This is a genomic window from Streptococcus ictaluri 707-05 (assembly GCF_000188015.2).
GTDB classification, from domain to species: Bacteria; Bacillota; Bacilli; order Lactobacillales; family Streptococcaceae; genus Streptococcus; species Streptococcus ictaluri.
The window spans coordinates 248,249-263,560 of record NZ_AEUX02000001.1; the positions used below are offsets into that span (position 1 = coordinate 248,249).

Consider the following 15,312-nt stretch of genomic DNA (forward strand, 5'->3'; position numbering starts at 1 on the left):
ATGACAAGAATTATGATTATCGGTGGAGTAGCTGGGGGAATGTCGGCTGCGACACGTTTGAGACGATTGATGGAAGATGCTCATATTATTGTAGTGGATAAAGGGCCGTATGTTTCTTTTGCCAATTGCGGGCTACCTTTTCACTTGTCTGGAGAGATTAGCAGTCGTGATAAGCTCTTGGTTCAAAGTGCAGAAGGCTTGACCAACCGATTTGGCTTAGATGTCCGTCCTGAAACGGAGGCGTTAGCGATTGATACTAAGAGCAAGCAAGTCACCCTAAAGCATGATGGCAAAGTCTATCAAGAAAGCTATGATCAGCTAATTCTATCACCAGGGGCTAAGCCTTTTGTTCCTAAAATGGAGGGATTAGCGCAGGCTAAAAATGTTTGTACTTTGCGTAATATTCCTGACTTAGATCGTATTATGGCAGCCTTAGCAGATAAGGATCAGGGGATGGCGACTGTCATTGGAGCAGGATTCATCGGGCTTGAAATGGCAGAGGCCTTGACAAAGAGAGGTTTTCAAGTTACTTTAGTGGAAAAAGCACCTCACGTGTTGCCCTTTAGATCAAGAAATGGCAAGTTTCATCCAAGAAGAATTGCGTCGCAATGGCGTTAAAGTTGTGACAGGACAGTCGGCCAAAGCTTTTGAAGATCAAGGAAAATGGATTATATTAGAGGATGGTAGTCGGCTTCAGTCTGATTTGACCATCTTATCGGTTGGTGTGGAGCCGGAAACTACTTTAGCTAAAGAAGCGGGATTGGAATTGGGACTAAGAGGTGGCATAGTCGTAGACCACAATTACCAAACCAGTCACAAAGACATTTATGCGGTGGGAGATGCGATTATCGTTAAGCAGGAATTAACTGGTCAAGATGCTTTGATTTCTTTAGCCAGCCCAGCTAACCGACAGGGGCGACAAGTGGCAGATGTGATTGCTGGTTTAGCAAGAAAAAACAGAGGTAGTATGGGTACAGCTATTGTTCGTGTCTTTGACTTAGCTGCTGCTTCAACTGGTCTGAGTGAGCGACTGGCTAAGCAGCATTTTGAGGACGTAGCTGTAGTTCATGTTCGTGGAAATGATCATGCCAGCTACTTTCCAGGTGCAAGTCCCATTACTCTAAAGCTGATTTTCAATTCAAAAACAGGTGCTCTTTATGGGGCACAAGCAGTTGGGGCTAAAGGGATTGATAAACGCATTGACGTCTTAGCAACAGCAATTAAAGCAGGCTTAACGGTTGCTGATTTACCAGAACTAGAGCTGACTTATGCCCCACCATTTGGATCTGCCAAAGACCCTGTCAATATGGTAGGCTATGCTGCCATGAATGTGATGGAAGGTCTTAGCCGTTCCATTCAATGGTATCAGCTTCAAGAGGAATTAGCTTCTGGTAAGGTCTTGTTAGATGTCAGAACAGCTCAAGAAGTGGCACAAGCTCCTTTGGAGGGAGCCCTAAGCATTCCCCTAGACGACTTAAGACAAAGAATGGGTGAGCTTGATCAGAGCAAATCTTACATTGTCAGTTGTTATAGTGGATTGAGATCTTATTTGGCAGAGCGACTCCTAAGACAGGCAGGATTTGATGTTATGAATTTAGATGGGGCTTATGCCCTATATCGCAGTGTTTATCCAGAAAGGTTTAACTAATATGAAGACGATTAAAATGGCAGCTTTTGAAAAGAGCTTTGAGAAAGAAAAGCTATCGATTATTGATGTGAGAGAAAGAGATGAGTATGTCTTAGGTCATGTTCCAGGTGCTATTAATATGCCCTTATCTACTTTTTTACAAGAGTATCAATCTTTGGATAGAGCGGTTAAGCATTATTTGATTTGTCAATCTGGAGCACGTTCAAGTCAAGCAGCAGTCTTCTTAAATGAAAAAGGCTATCAGGTTATCAATGTTGAAGGTGGAACCTCTGCTTGGACTAAAGAATTGGAAAAATAATTTTAGAAAGCTTGCTTTTAGCAGGCTTTTTTATATAGGATCAAAAAAATAATTAGTTGTCATTTATAGCTTGAAAGTTTTATTTTGACAGTATATAATATATCACATATAATATATAGTATATCACAATAAGAAAGTGGGTGATCTTATTCAACTTAGTAAAAGGCAAGAAGCCATTATTGCTATTGTGAAACAAGAAGAGCCGATTACTGGAGAGCACATTGCCGATTTGTTAGAGGTGACTAGAGCTGCCTTGCGCTCAGATTTAGTAGTTTTAACCATGTTGGGAATTTTGGATGCCAAACCTAAAGTGGGTTACTTCTATCAAGGACAAGGTATTCTTGGTCAGCAAGAGTCCTCTATTAGGGAAACGAAAGTCTCTGATGTGATGGGAATTCCTCTAACAGCTAAGCAAGATGATTCGGTTTATGATGTTATCGTGAGTATCTTTATGGAGGATAGTGGTGGAGTCTTTATTTTGGACCAAGATAATAATCTATGTGGGCTTGTCTCTCGAAAAGATTTACTCAAAGCGTCGCTTGGTGGTGGAGATTTGAGTAAAATGCCTATTGGAATGATCATGACACGTATGCCTAATCTGACAACAGTCATAGAAGATGATTCAGTACTCTACGCCGCTAATCAATTGGTGACAAAGGCTATTGATAGTTTACCAGTTGTGAGAGTGATGGAAGACAATCCGTCGAAAATGAAGGTGGTCGGTAAATTGTCCAAAACAATCATCACGCGCCTCTTTTTAGAATTGTAAGACGGGCAAAGGAGTTTGTATGCAAGATCAATTAACGATTTTTATTATCTCGGATTCCTTGGGTGAAACAGCTAGAGCACTTGCTAAAGCCTGTATTTACCAGTTTCCTAACCATGACAATTGGGAGTTTCGATGTTTTTCCTATATTAATAGTCCAGAGCTTTTAGACAAGGTTTTTGAAGAGGCTAGCCAACAAACCGCTTTTCTTATGTTTAGCTTAGTCAATGAAGAATTGGCTAGTTACGCGGAAATGCGTTTTCGAAAAGAGGGGTTTGCATATGTGGATTTATTGACCAATATGATTAAATCCATGGCTAACCCGTGGTGCTAGTTAATCTCAAAATACAATAAAAAGCCCAAAAGGACTATACTGTAAGTGCCTACACAAACAGGAGGTTAGTCCAAATGAGCCACTTACAGTATACAGCTAAATCCCATCACTTACAATGAAATATGCGTCAATTATCAAAAATTTGTTCTCAGTTTTATCAAGATTATTGTCCGGAAGACTTCAAACACCGTCGTAACGTCTGTCTGTCCAAAGTTTCAGACCAATCTCTTCTAGTTTTACTGCTATTACAAGCTGAACTAGGTATTAAATCACAACGTCACTTTTATAGGATTTGTCAGCTATTTCCCTGCGGTACATTACTAGAAAGAAGTCGCTTTAATAGGCGTGCAAGACAGTTGATTTGGCTGGTTCAAGTGATTCGTCAGGCAATGAACACTCAAATTTCTCCCAATACCATTGTTATTATAGACAGCTTTCCTTTGCCACTTTGTCAATCTATTCGTAACCACAGGTTCAGACTTTTCAATGGGATAGCTAATATTGGTTACACCGCCTCTAAACATATGTGGTTTTACGGTTTTAAGGTTCACATGCTAGTGACCTTATCAGGCTACATTCTGAATTATGTTGTCAGCCCAGCCTCTGTTCATGATATTAAGGCAGTTTACGAGTTGCTAGAAAGGTGTGAACAATCCGTCATTTTAGCAGACTTAGGTTACCTTAACCGTGAGCTGAAAGATGAGTTGAAGCAAAATGGCTATCACCTCTGGACTCCCTTGCGTCAAAATATGGAAGGGGCTAAACAGCATAATCATTGGAAACTAATGGCTATGAGACGAACCATTGAGACTAGATTTTCAGAACTTTGTTCCCTTTTTGATATGGAACGAACACTGGCTAGGGGCATGACAGGGCTGCAATTGAGGATTGAACAAATCATACTAGCTTACAATTTGAGATATTTTGAAATTAACTAGCACCATGGGTATGGCTAATATTTCAGGAGCTAAGCCCTTAGGGCAACCCGGTATGCTTCGCCAATTGGATAATCATTATTTCAAGCGAGTGGATGCCATTGAATTTGCCGTCAAATATGATGATGGCAAAGATCCTAGAGGTATTCTAAAAGCAGATTTGGTTATTTTAGGTGTCTCTAGAACTTCTAAAACACCACTCAGTATGTATTTAGCCGATAAGCAGCTAAAAGTTCTGAACATTCCACTGGTTCCTGAAATTCCAATTCCAAAGGAGCTAAAAGAAATTCCTAGTCAGAGGATTATTGGCTTAACCAATACTCCAGAAAAATTGAATTCCATTCGCAGTGAGCGCTTGAAAGCTTTAGGGGTTTCAGGAAGTGCGAATTATGCTAAGATGGATCGTATTTTAGAGGAACTGGACTATGCCGATCGCGTTATGAAGGAGCTAAGGTGTCCTGTGATTAATGTGGCTAACAAAGCTATTGAAGAAACAGCAGCGATTATTTTGGATATTCTAAAGACGAGCGGTGTTAGCATCGCTAAGGATTACGATATGTAGATTGGAGATAAATCATGACAAGACAGTGGGTTTATGCTTTTGACCAAGGCGACAAAGACATGCGTACTTTGCTAGGTGGTAAAGGCGCTAATTTAGCAGAGATGACAGCCATTGGTTTGCCTGTACCGCAGGGATTCACCATAACAACAGAAGCTTGTAACGCCTATTACAAGAATCAAAGGCAGTTGCCAGAGGCGGTTTTAGAACAACTGAATTATGCCTTGGCTAATTTGGAGAAAGCGCAAGGCAAGAGCTTAGGTAGTGACAGTAATCCTCTTTTAGTATCAGTGCGTTCAGGGGCTGTTTTCTCCATGCCAGGTATGATGGATACTATTTTGAATCTTGGTTTAAATGATCAGAGTGTTCTTGGTTTAGCAAAGGTCACTCAAAATAGCCGATTTGCTTATGATAGTTACCGACGCTTTATTCAAATGTTTTCGGACGTTGCTATGGAAATTCCAAAGTACAAATTTGAGGCGGTTTTAGATCGTATCAAGGAAGCAAAAGGTTATCAACTTGATACGGACTTAAGCACAGACGATTTGATGGCTATTGTGACAGAATATAAAGCTATTTACCAAAGTGAGCTAGGAAGAGCTTTTCCTCAAGACCCTAAGGAACAGTTGTTACTAGCTATTGAAGCTGTTTTTCGTTCTTGGAACAATCCTAGAGCAAAGGTTTATCGCCAGTTACATGATATCTCAGATCAGCTAGGGACAGCTGTTAATATTCAATCAATGGTCTTTGGGAATATGGGTGAAGACAGCGGAACAGGGGTTGCCTTCACTCGTCACCCAGCCACAGGAGACAACCAACTTTTTGGAGAATATTTGATTAATGCCTAAGGAGAAGATGTGGTAGCCGGTGTTCGGACACCTCAAAGCATCACTAAGCTTCAAGAAGATATGCCGAGCGTTTACCAAGAGCTAGTCAAAATTACTGACTTACTGGAAAAGCATTACCAGGATATGCAGGATGTAGAGTTTACAGTTGAAAAAGGAAAGCTCTACATGCTTCAAACACGTAGTGGTAAACGAACTGCCAAAGCTGCCATTAAGATAGCGGTTGATTTAGTAAAAGCGGGACTTATTAGTCAAGAAGAGGCAATCCAACGGATTGAACCAAGCCAGTTGGACCAGTTACTTCACCCTACTTTTTCACCTAAAGCTTTAGACAAATCCCCCGTCTTAGCTAAGGGATTACCAGCATCTCCTGGAGCAGCTTCAGGACGTGTTTACTTTAATGCTGAAGATGTGGTAGCGAATAGCAAAGGAGGGGCTCAAGCCATCCTAGTCAGACAAGAAACCTCTCCCGAAGATATTGAAGGCATGATTAGTGCAGTTGGTATTTTAACAGCAAGAGGTGGAATGACCTCACATGCTGCTGTGGTAGCACGAGGTATGGGAAAACCTTGTGTGGCAGGTTGTAGCCAACTTAGGGTGAATGAGTTGACCAAAACCATAGAGATTGGTGATTTAAGTATTAAAGAAGGAGATTACCTTTCTTTTGATGGGGCAACAGGTGCTGTCTATCTAGGGCAGTTGGAGATGACTGGTGCCCAAGCGGATACGGATTATCAAGAATTGATGACATGGGTAGATCAGAAACGTCAATTGATGGTTAGAGCTAATGCAGATAATCCAAGAGATGCCCAAAAAGCCATTGATTTTGGAGCTCAAGGTATTGGCCTGTGTCGTACAGAGCATATGTTCTTTGAGGAAGAGCGTATCCCTGCCGTGCGGAAAATGATTTTGGCTGATAATCTTGAAGATCGCATGGAGGCCTTGGCGCAATTATTGCCTTTCCAACGAGATGATTTTTACCAACTCTTTAAAGTCTTGGATGGTAAGTCTTGTAACATCCGTCTTTTAGATCCACCTTTACATGAGTTTTTACCTCATGAGGAACAAGCTGTTGAACAGTTAGCCAATCAACTATCGGTCACAGTCGCTGCTCTAAAAAGACGCATTAGTGATCTGGCTGAATTTAACCCCATGTTAGGACACAGGGGTTGTCGTTTAGCCCTCACCTATCCTGAAATTTATCAAATGCAAGTCAGAGCCATCAAGGGTGCTATAATGGCTCAAAAAGAAGGTTACAGGGTAGCTCCTGAAATCATGGTACCACTAGTGAGTACCGTTCATGAATTAAGATTCCTTCGACAGTTAATTGATGAGTGTGTCAAAGAAGAGCTAACTAAAGAAGGCATAAAGATGGCTTATAGCGTTGGAACAATGATTGAAACACCAAGAGCTTGTGTGACAGCTGATTAGATTGCCCAATACGCTGATTTCTTTAGTTTTGGTACCAATGATTTGACGCAGATGGGCTTTGGTTTTTCACGTGATGATGCTGGAAAATTCTTAGGAGAATATGTGGAGCAGGGGATTTTAGAAAGAGATCCGTTCCAAGTTCTAGATCAAAAGGGAATCGGTAAGTTGATTGCTATGGCTGTCTCTTTAGGGCGCTCCGTTAAGCCGGATTTGAAAGTTGGCATTTGCGGTGAGCACGGTGGTGAGCCATCTTCTATTGCCTTTTGCCAAGAAATCGGTCTAAATTACGTTTCTTGTTCGCCTTTTAGAGTGCCAGTCGCTAAACTTGCTGCAGCTCAAGCAGGATTAAAGTCCTTAGGGCACTTAGCCAAAAGAGATAAATAGCATAACAAAACTTCTTAATCCTACTAAAAGGGTTGGGAAGTTTTTTAGTCAGAGTCTACGTTTGAAAGGCAAAAGTATACTATGGCAAATAAGGTCAAGTGTGATATAATAACTAAGACTATGTAAAAATGATGCTAAAGAAGAGAGATCGCCTTAGAAGCTGACATAAAACGCTTAAGGAAGCCTCTTTGATTAGTATCTTGGATGGGAGAATTCATGAAAATTTCTGAAGAAGAAGTTCGCCATGTAGCGAATTTATCAAAATTATCATTTTCAGAAAGTGAGACAACTGAATTTGCAACGACATTATCAAAAATCGTTGATATGGTTGAATTGCTAAACGAAGTCGATACTGAAGGTGTTGCGGTGACTAGTACTATGGCGGACAAAAAGAATATAATGCGCGCAGATGTCGCAGAAAAAGGAACTGACCGTGAGCAACTCTTTAAAAATGTACCAGAAAAAGAAAATAACTTTATTAAAGTTCCTGCAATATTTGAGGATGGAGGAGATGCCTAATGTCTTTCAAAGATAAATCAATTGAAGAATTACGCCAACTCCTAGTCTCTAAGGAGATTTCTGCTTTAGAGTTAACACAGGCAACCCTCGAGGATATTAAAGCGCGTGAAGAAGCCGTTGGGTCTTTTATTACAGTCGCTGAAGAAGAAGCGCTTAAGCAAGCAAAGGCTATTGATGATAAAGGCATTGATGCGGATAATTTGATGGCAGGTATTCCTCTTGCAGTGAAAGACAATATCTCAACAAAGGGCATCTTAACCACAGCAGCCTCTAAAATGCTTTACAATTACCAACCTATTTTTGATGCGACTTCTGTTAGCAATGCTTACGCCAAAGACATGGTTGTGATTGGAAAGACCAATATGGATGAGTTTGCTATGGGAGGCTCAACAGAGACTTCTTACTATAAGAAAACAAAGAATGCTTGGGATCACAGTAAAGTACCTGGTGGGTCATCTGGTGGATCAGCTACTGCTGTTGCTTCAGGACAAGTGCGTCTCTCACTTGGTTCAGACACTGGTGGATCTATCCGCCAACCAGCAGCTTTTAATGGGGTTGTAGGATTGAAACCGACTTATGGTGCGGTTTCTCGTTTTGGATTGATTACCTTTGGAAGTTCCCTTGACCAAATTGGGCCGTTTGCGCCAACCGTTAAAGAAAACGCGCAACTCCTTAACGTAATTGCAAGCAGTGACAGCAAGGATTCTACATCAGCGCCTGTTACCATTGCTGATTACACCTCAAAAATTGGGCAAGAGATTAAAGGCATGAAAATCGCCCTTCCTAAAGAGTACTTAGGTCAAGGGATTGACCCAGAAATCAAAGAGACTGTCCTAAAAGCAGCTAAGCATTTTGAATCCCTAGGGGCTATTGTTGAGGAAGTTAGCCTTCCGCATAGTAAGTATGGAGTTGCTGTTTATTATATTATTGCTTCTTCTGAGGCTTCATCAAATCTTCAGCGCTTTGATGGTATCCGTTACGGTTTCCGCGCAGAGGACGCTAAAAATCTTGATGAGATTTATGTCAGTACCCGTAGCCAAGGATTTGGAGATGAAGTCAAACGTCGTATTATGCTTGGAACCTTTAGTTTGTCATCAGGTTATTATGATGCTTACTTTAAGAAAGCAGGGCAAGTTCGTACCTTAATTATCGACGATTTTAATAAGGTCTTTGCGGATTATGATTTGATTTTAGGGCCAACAACTCCAAAGGTTGCTTTTGGCCTTGATACCCTTAACCATGATCCAGTAGCCATGTATTTGGCGGACTTGTTGACCATTCCAGTCAACTTAGCAGGTCTACCAGGTATTTCTATTCCTGCTGGTTTTGTTGAAGGGTTACCAGTCGGTCTGCAATTGATTGGTCCTAAGTATAGTGAAGAAACGATCTATCAAGCAGCTGCAGCATTTGAAGCGACAACGGACTACCATAAACAACAACCACTCATTTTCGGAGGTGACAAGTAATGAATTTTGAAACCATTATTGGCTTGGAAGCCCATGTTGAGTTGAATACCAATTCTAAAATTTTCTCGCCCTCATCGGCTCATTTTGGAGAAGACCCAAATGCCAACACCAATGTCATTGATTGGTCTTTCCCTGGTGTTTTGCCAGTAATCAACAAAGGGGTTATTGATGCAGGGATTAAAGCTTCTCTTGCTTTAAATATGGATATCCACCAAGATATGCACTTTGACCGCAAGAACTATTTTTACCCAGATAATCCTAAAGCTTATCAGATTTCACAGTTTGATGAGCCAATCGGTTACAATGGTTGGATTGATATCCAACTGGAAGATGGTTCAACCAAAAAAATCCGTATTGAACGTGCTCATCTAGAAGAAGATGCTGGTAAAAATACTCACGGGACTGATGGCTACTCCTATGTTGACTTAAACCGTCAGGGTGTCCCACTTATCGAAATCGTATCAGAAGCAGATATGAGATCACCTGAAGAAGCCTATGCCTATTTAACCGCTCTTAAAGAGATTATCCAGTATACGGGTATTTCAGATATTAAGATGGAAGAAGGCTCAATGCGCGTGGATGCCAATATTTCTCTTCGCCCTTACGGTCAAGAACAATTTGGTACCAAGACAGAGTTGAAAAACTTAAACTCCTTTAGCAATGTGAAAAAAGGGCTTGAGTTTGAAGTAGAGCGTCAAGCTAAGATTCTTCGTTCTGGTGGTGTCATTCGTCAAGAAACCCGTCGTTATGATGAAGCCAATAAAGGCACAATCCTGATGCGTGTCAAAGAAGGGGCAGCTGACTACCGTTACTTCCCAGAACCAGATCTTCCACTTTTTGAAATCGATCAAGCCTGGATTGATGAGATGCGTGCTGAACTGCCTGAGTTTCCAAAAGATCGCCGTGCCCGTTACGTGGCTGAACTTGGACTTTCAGATTATGATGCGGGACAGTTGACAGCAACTAAGGTGCTTTCTGATTTCTTTGAAAAAGCAGTCGCTCTTGGTGGCGATGCCAAACAAGTGTCTAACTGGTTGCAAGGTGAGGTCGCTCAGTTCTTAAACGCCGAGCAAAAAACATTGGATACCATTGCTTTAACACCTGAAAACTTGGTGGAAATGATTGCCATTATTGCTGATGGCACCATTTCATCTAAGATTGCTAAGAAAGTCTTTGTTCACTTAGCTAAAAATGGTGGTTCAGCAAGAGAATATGTTGAAAAAGCGGGTCTTGTTCAAATTTCAGATCCTGAGGTATTGATTCCGATTATTCATCAGGTCTTTGCTGATAATGAAGCTGCCGTAGCCGATTTCAAATCAGGCAAACGTAATACTGACAAAGCCTTTACAGGTTTCCTTATGAAAGCGACTAAAGGACAAGCAAATCCACAAGTAGCTCAACAATTATTAGCACAAGAGTTACAAAAACTACTTGATTAAGTCGTTATTACAAAAAAGAGGATCTTCCTCTTTTTTTGTGTCTAAATACCAAAAAGGCATGTTCAAGGAAAGTCTTTCTATGCTAAAATAAAAGCAAGAATCATCTAGGGGGTGAAGAGTTGGTTAAAAAAGGAAGTCTTATGGTTCTCTTGGCAGGTATAGCTTGGGGAATTTCAGGTGTCTCGGGTCAGTATTTATTGCATCATGGAGTTTCGGTTAATCTTTTGACCAGCCTTCGGTTACTGATTTCAGGAGCCTTTTTGACTTTATTAGCCTATGGACGCCAACCGCAACAGTTTGCTGGGTTACTAAAAGATAAAACCTTTCTCAAAGCAGTTTTGGCTTACAGTATATTAGGCTTAAGTTTTAATCAATATGCTTATCTATTAGCTATTCAATATTCTAATGCTGGTACGACAACGGTCTTGCAGTATTTGTCTCCAGTCTTGGTTTTGGTCTATACGACGACAAAAGCCAAAGTAGCCCCAAGCTTTATGGAATTGATAGCCATTGCTTTAGCCATTTCAGGAACGGTGATTATGTCTTGTCATGGTGATTTGAGTCATTTAGCTATTAGTCCTAAGGGATTGTTTTGGGGCTTGCTATCAGCGGTAACTTATTCCTACTGTATTATTAAGCCTGCCAAGCTGATTGAAGAGATTGGCAGCCTACCAGTTATTGGGATAGCCATGTTGATGGGTGGTTTTTTATTTGCTTTAGTGACTCATAGCTGGACCTATTCTCTTGAGTTGACAGCTTCCAATGGTCTAGCTTTGTTTGGCATTATCGGTATCGGTACCTTATTTGCTTACACCGTCTTTTTAAAAGGGGCTTCCTTAATTGGTCCTGTAAAGGCTAGCTTGTTAGCTTCGGTAGAACCTGTAGCTTCTGTTATCTTTGCCATTTTATTAATGAAAGAAGTCTTTTACCCAATTGATTTGATGGGGATGGCCTTAATTCTTTTAGCAGTACTTCTTATCTCCTTTAGAGACCTTCTTCTTTATCAACGTGAAAAACAAGTCGCACGGCTTTTAAAGAGAAGTCGAAAGATAAGGTATTTTAGAGGGAAGAAAAGAAAGAGTATGCTATAATAATAAAAAATATAGAGGAGCTAAAAAATGATTTGGTCTATGATTGTAGGTGCCTTTATCGGTATGATTGCTGGTAAAATCACAGAAAAAGGACATGCTATGGGATGTTTTACAAAGATTGCGGCTGGCTTAATTGGCTCAGTTGTTGGGCAAAAATTATTTGGTGACTGGGGACCTCAGTTGGCGGATATGGCTATTTTTCCTTCTATTTTAGGGGCGGCAATTGTTATTGTTGTTGTTTCAGCTATTTTTGGACGACGTTCTTAATCACTAAGGAAATTGCTTGTTACATCAAGCAGTTTTTTTATTCTCAAGAGCCCTTTTTGCCAGAGCTATAGTTACATGATATAATATCACTAATAGGAAGAGACTTAGGAGGTTGTGATGACAAAGACAAGATTATATATTGCTAGACATGGTAAAACCATGTTTAATACCATTGGTCGTGCACAAGGTTGGAGTGATACTCCCTTAACCAAAAAAGGAGAGGAAGGCATTCGCGAATTAGGTCTTGGTTTAAAAGATGCTGCTATTCCTTTTAAAGCAGCCTTCTCAAGTGATTCTGGACGTACCATGCAAACCATGGAAATTATTTTGAGGGAATCTGAAAATGAATTTATCCCTTATACTCGTGACACACGCATTAGGGAGTGGTGTTTTGGCAGCTTAGATGGTGCCTACGATTCAGAACTCTTTTTAGGAGTCTTACCACGTACCAAAGCATTTGAAGGAAAAGATAACCTGCGTGATGTTCCTTATTCAGAATTAGCAGAAAGTATTGTTGAAGTGGATACAGCAAACTGGGCAGAGCCATGGGAGGTCTTGCGCAAACGTATTTATGATGGTTTTGAAGCTATCGCACTCTCTATTCAAAACTCAGGTGGGGGCAATGCCATTGTGGTCAGCCACGGAATGACCATCGGAACCTTCATGTGGTTGATTGATCCGGATAGAGAAAAACAATATATTGATAATGGAAGTGTGACAGTAGTTGATTTTGAAGACGGTCAGTTTACCATCAAAACCATTGGAGATATGAGCTATCGTTACCATGGTCGTGAAATAATTGAGTCAATGTTAGATGAAGAATAAAAGTATCAAACTATTATGGCAACTATTGGTTGTGGTTCTCTTTTTATCAGGTATTTATCTATTCGTAAAACCTGAAAAAGAAGTCCTACCCACTCCTCCAAAAAAAGAAAATGCCCTTGAAGTAGTTGCTAAACCAAAAGAGACGGCACTCACCTTACCAAAGGTTTCTCCGGATGATTGGCAATTGGTGTTGGTTAATCGAGAGCATATCAAAGAAGAAATGAGTCCGGAATTAATGGATGTCAATGGCATTTCGGTGGACAAAAGGATTGAACAGGCTGTAGCTGATTTTCTAGCAGCAGCACAGGCTATTGATCCCCAAGAGCATCTCATTTCTGGCTATCGTTCGGTGGCTTATCAAGAGGAGCTCTATCAGTCCTACCTAGCCCAAGAAATGGCCAATGACCCTAATTTGACACAAAAAGCAGCAGAGGCTCTTGTTCAAACCTATTCGCAACCAGCAGGAGCTAGCGAGCACCTGACAGGCTTAGCCATTGATATGAGTACAGTAGATAGCTTAAATGCCAGTGATCCTGTCGTTGCTAAAGAGGTTCAAAAGATGGCACCTCAATTTGGTTTTGTGCTAAGGTTTCCAGAAGGAAAAGAAGACATCACTGGAGTAGGTTATGAGGATTGGCATTATCGTTTTGTCGGAAAACGCTCTGCTAACTATATGACTCAGCATAAGCTCACTCTAGAAGAATACATCGCACAATTGAAGGAGAACCAATGAGACGTCGACTGAAGTTGCCCTATTTTTTAGTACTACTTGGAACTTTTTTTGCTTTACTCATATTGCCTTTGTTGCTTAATGCTGGCACCCCATCTGCTAAAGAAGAGATTAAAACGACCTATTCTAAGCAGGTTTTTGTCAACACCTTAGCTAAAGAAGTAAGACCTATAGCTAAGGCCTATGGAATTCGTCCTTCTCTAGTAATCGGTCAAGCACTTTTAGAAAGTCATTACGGCCAAACACTTTTATCAGCTAAATACAATAACCTTTTTGCAAGACAAGCTTCAGTGGGTCAAGTTTTTGTGACTTTAACAACGGACTCTCCTAAAGAGGGAAAGATGTCTTTTGCGGTTTATAGAGATAGAGAGGCATCTATTAGGGATTACTTAGCCTTATTAAGTGAAGGCAAAGCGATTGATAAACACCTATATCGGATTTTGGCAACTGAAAAAGGTTACAAAGTACCAGCTAAAGCTTTAGAGGATTATTTATATCCTGAAGAACTTGGCTATGCTAATAAACTGATTCGATTGATTGAATCAGAGCAACTCACCAAATACGATTAAGGAAATTAGCACTCTAAAAAAAGAGTGCTAATTTTTTGGGTTTTTTACTTGACATGTTGTTTTGAAGGAGTATAATGGAATTATGAATTAGCAGTCTTCAATATAGAGTGCTAAAAGAAAGGGAGTGATTGGTTTGTGATTACCGAACGTCAAAATGATATTTTAAATCTCATTGTGGAGTTATTTACACAGACTCATGAACCTGTAGGCTCTAAAGCTCTACAGTCCCTGATTGACTCAAGTAGTGCTACAATTCGTAATGACATGGCAAAACTTGAAAAGATGGGCTTGCTTGAAAAGGCTCATACTTCTAGTGGAAGGATGCCAAGTCCAGCAGGTTTTAAGTATTTTGTTGAGCATTCCCTTAATTTGGATAGTATTGACGAACAAGATGTCTATCAAATGGTTAAGGCTTTCGATTTTGAAGCTTTCAAACTTGAGGATATCTTACAAAAAGCCAGTCAGATATTATCAGATATTACTGGTTATACGGCTCTTATCTTAGATGTGGAACCAGCTAGACAAAAGCTTACAGCCTTTGATATTGTTCAGTTATCCAGTCATGACGCTTTATCTGTCTTGACATTAGATGAATCCAAGCCTGTCACGGTTCAATTTGCTATTCCTAAGAACTTTATGAACCATAATCTTTTGGTTTTGAAAAGTATTGTTGATGAGCGCCTCATGAATCGACATGTCATGGATGTGCACTACAAGCTTCGGACGGAAATTCCGCAAATTGTCCAGAAATACTTCACAATAACTGATAATGTCCTAGATTTATTTGATTATATTTTTGAAGGACTTTTCCAAGAGACCGTTTTTGTGTCAGGAAAAGTGGCAGCTTTAGACTATGCTGGTTTGGATACTTATCAATTTCTTGATAACCCACAAGCTTTAGCCCTAACGATCAGACAGAGTATTTCTGAAGATGACATGGCTATGGTGCAGGTGGCAGATAGTCAAGAAGAAGCCTTAGCTAATGTCACCTTGTTAACTTACAAGTTTCTCATTCCTTATCGCGGATTTGGCATGCTTAGCTTAATTGGTCCTATTGATATGGATTATCGTCGCTGTGTAAGTCTACTAAATGTAATTGGTCGTATCTTAGCAGTCAAGTTAAGAGATTACTACCGTTACCTTAATAGTAATCATTACGAGGTCAATTGAGCTCATATTTAAGAAAGAAAGTAAAGAAAGAGGTAA

General features: G+C 40.4%; 12 protein-coding genes and 4 pseudogenes. All 16 read left to right on the plus strand.

All coding sequences use genetic code 11. The annotated features are described in order from the left end of the window. The 16 genes and pseudogenes from STRIC_RS01155 (at position 1) to hrcA (ending at position 15,276) form a co-directional block, all read left to right on the plus strand. Positions 1-1,648, plus strand: a pseudogene (locus STRIC_RS01155) (FAD-dependent oxidoreductase). A gap of 1 nt (position 1,649) precedes the next feature. Next, the gene (locus tag STRIC_RS01160) at positions 1,650-1,946 is read left to right on the plus strand and encodes a rhodanese-like domain-containing protein (protein ID WP_040831723.1); all 297 of its coding nucleotides are present in this window, start codon (positions 1,650-1,652) and stop codon (positions 1,944-1,946) included. Positions 1,947-2,082: 136 nt separating this feature from the next. Further along, a complete protein-coding gene (locus tag STRIC_RS01165) occupies positions 2,083-2,715 on the plus strand; it encodes a helix-turn-helix transcriptional regulator (protein ID WP_008087315.1) in 633 nt (210 codons plus the stop codon). Between the two features lie 19 nt (positions 2,716-2,734). Next, positions 2,735-3,031, plus strand: a pseudogene (locus STRIC_RS01170) (kinase/pyrophosphorylase); the annotation flags it as partial. A gap of 137 nt (positions 3,032-3,168) precedes the next feature. Further along, on the plus strand, positions 3,169-3,984 hold the full coding sequence (locus STRIC_RS01175) for an IS982 family transposase (protein ID WP_008087225.1): 816 nt from the start codon (positions 3,169-3,171) through the stop codon (positions 3,982-3,984). A 7-nt stretch (positions 3,985-3,991) separates the two neighbouring features. Continuing rightward, positions 3,992-4,543 (plus strand): annotated as a pseudogene (locus STRIC_RS01180) (pyruvate, water dikinase regulatory protein); the annotation flags it as partial. A 14-nt stretch (positions 4,544-4,557) separates the two neighbouring features. Further along, positions 4,558-7,200, plus strand: a pseudogene (gene ppdK, locus STRIC_RS01185) (pyruvate, phosphate dikinase). A 216-nt stretch (positions 7,201-7,416) separates the two neighbouring features. Next, entirely contained in the window at positions 7,417-7,719 is a 303-nt protein-coding gene (gene gatC, locus STRIC_RS01190) for an Asp-tRNA(Asn)/Glu-tRNA(Gln) amidotransferase subunit GatC (protein WP_008086915.1), read from the plus strand. After that, positions 7,719-9,185, plus strand: coding sequence for an Asp-tRNA(Asn)/Glu-tRNA(Gln) amidotransferase subunit GatA (gatA, locus tag STRIC_RS01195; RefSeq protein WP_008087048.1), 1,467 nt, complete (start codon positions 7,719-7,721; stop codon positions 9,183-9,185). Before gatC ends, gatA begins: the two co-directional genes overlap by 1 nt. Then, complete coding sequence (gene gatB, locus STRIC_RS01200; RefSeq protein WP_008087156.1) at positions 9,185-10,624, plus strand: Asp-tRNA(Asn)/Glu-tRNA(Gln) amidotransferase subunit GatB; 1,440 nt, start codon at positions 9,185-9,187, stop codon at positions 10,622-10,624. Before gatA ends, gatB begins: the two co-directional genes overlap by 1 nt. A 140-nt stretch (positions 10,625-10,764) precedes the next feature. Next, on the plus strand, positions 10,765-11,715 hold the full coding sequence (locus STRIC_RS01205; RefSeq protein ID WP_050897373.1) for a DMT family transporter: 951 nt from the start codon (positions 10,765-10,767) through the stop codon (positions 11,713-11,715). 27 nt (positions 11,716-11,742) lie between these two features. After that, positions 11,743-11,982: a GlsB/YeaQ/YmgE family stress response membrane protein gene (locus STRIC_RS01210; RefSeq protein ID WP_008086996.1), complete on the plus strand. Its 240-nt coding sequence runs from the start codon at positions 11,743-11,745 to the stop codon at positions 11,980-11,982. Positions 11,983-12,099: 117 nt separating this feature from the next. Continuing rightward, positions 12,100-12,807, plus strand: a complete 708-nt coding sequence (locus STRIC_RS01215; RefSeq protein WP_008087058.1) for a histidine phosphatase family protein — start codon at positions 12,100-12,102, stop codon at positions 12,805-12,807. Beyond that, positions 12,797-13,540: a M15 family metallopeptidase gene (locus STRIC_RS01220; protein ID WP_040831725.1), complete on the plus strand. Its 744-nt coding sequence runs from the start codon at positions 12,797-12,799 to the stop codon at positions 13,538-13,540. Before STRIC_RS01215 ends, STRIC_RS01220 begins: the two co-directional genes overlap by 11 nt. Then, complete coding sequence (locus tag STRIC_RS01225) at positions 13,537-14,106, plus strand: glycoside hydrolase family 73 protein (protein WP_008087204.1); 570 nt, start codon at positions 13,537-13,539, stop codon at positions 14,104-14,106. Before STRIC_RS01220 ends, STRIC_RS01225 begins: the two co-directional genes overlap by 4 nt. A 135-nt stretch (positions 14,107-14,241) precedes the next feature. Then, positions 14,242-15,276: a heat-inducible transcriptional repressor HrcA gene (hrcA, locus tag STRIC_RS01230; protein WP_008087366.1), complete on the plus strand. Its 1,035-nt coding sequence runs from the start codon at positions 14,242-14,244 to the stop codon at positions 15,274-15,276. The last annotated feature ends 36 nt before the right edge of the window (positions 15,277-15,312 follow it).

Excerpts from the sequence above, each read along its gene's own strand:
- STRIC_RS01160 (WP_040831723.1), top strand. The coding sequence starts at position 1,650 with ATGAAGACGATTAAAATGGCAGCTTTTGAAAAGAGCTTTGAGAAAGAA.
- STRIC_RS01175 (WP_008087225.1), top strand. The coding sequence starts at position 3,169 with ATGCGTCAATTATCAAAAATTTGTTCTCAGTTTTATCAAGATTATTGT.
- gatC (WP_008086915.1), top strand. The coding sequence starts at position 7,417 with ATGAAAATTTCTGAAGAAGAAGTTCGCCATGTAGCGAATTTATCAAAA.
- gatA (WP_008087048.1), top strand. The coding sequence starts at position 7,719 with ATGTCTTTCAAAGATAAATCAATTGAAGAATTACGCCAACTCCTAGTC.
- gatB (WP_008087156.1), top strand. The coding sequence starts at position 9,185 with ATGAATTTTGAAACCATTATTGGCTTGGAAGCCCATGTTGAGTTGAAT.
- STRIC_RS01205 (WP_050897373.1), top strand. The coding sequence starts at position 10,765 with ATGGTTCTCTTGGCAGGTATAGCTTGGGGAATTTCAGGTGTCTCGGGT.
- STRIC_RS01210 (WP_008086996.1), top strand. The coding sequence starts at position 11,743 with ATGATTTGGTCTATGATTGTAGGTGCCTTTATCGGTATGATTGCTGGT.
- STRIC_RS01215 (WP_008087058.1), top strand. The coding sequence starts at position 12,100 with ATGACAAAGACAAGATTATATATTGCTAGACATGGTAAAACCATGTTT.
- STRIC_RS01220 (WP_040831725.1), top strand. The coding sequence starts at position 12,797 with ATGAAGAATAAAAGTATCAAACTATTATGGCAACTATTGGTTGTGGTT.
- STRIC_RS01225 (WP_008087204.1), top strand. The coding sequence starts at position 13,537 with ATGAGACGTCGACTGAAGTTGCCCTATTTTTTAGTACTACTTGGAACT.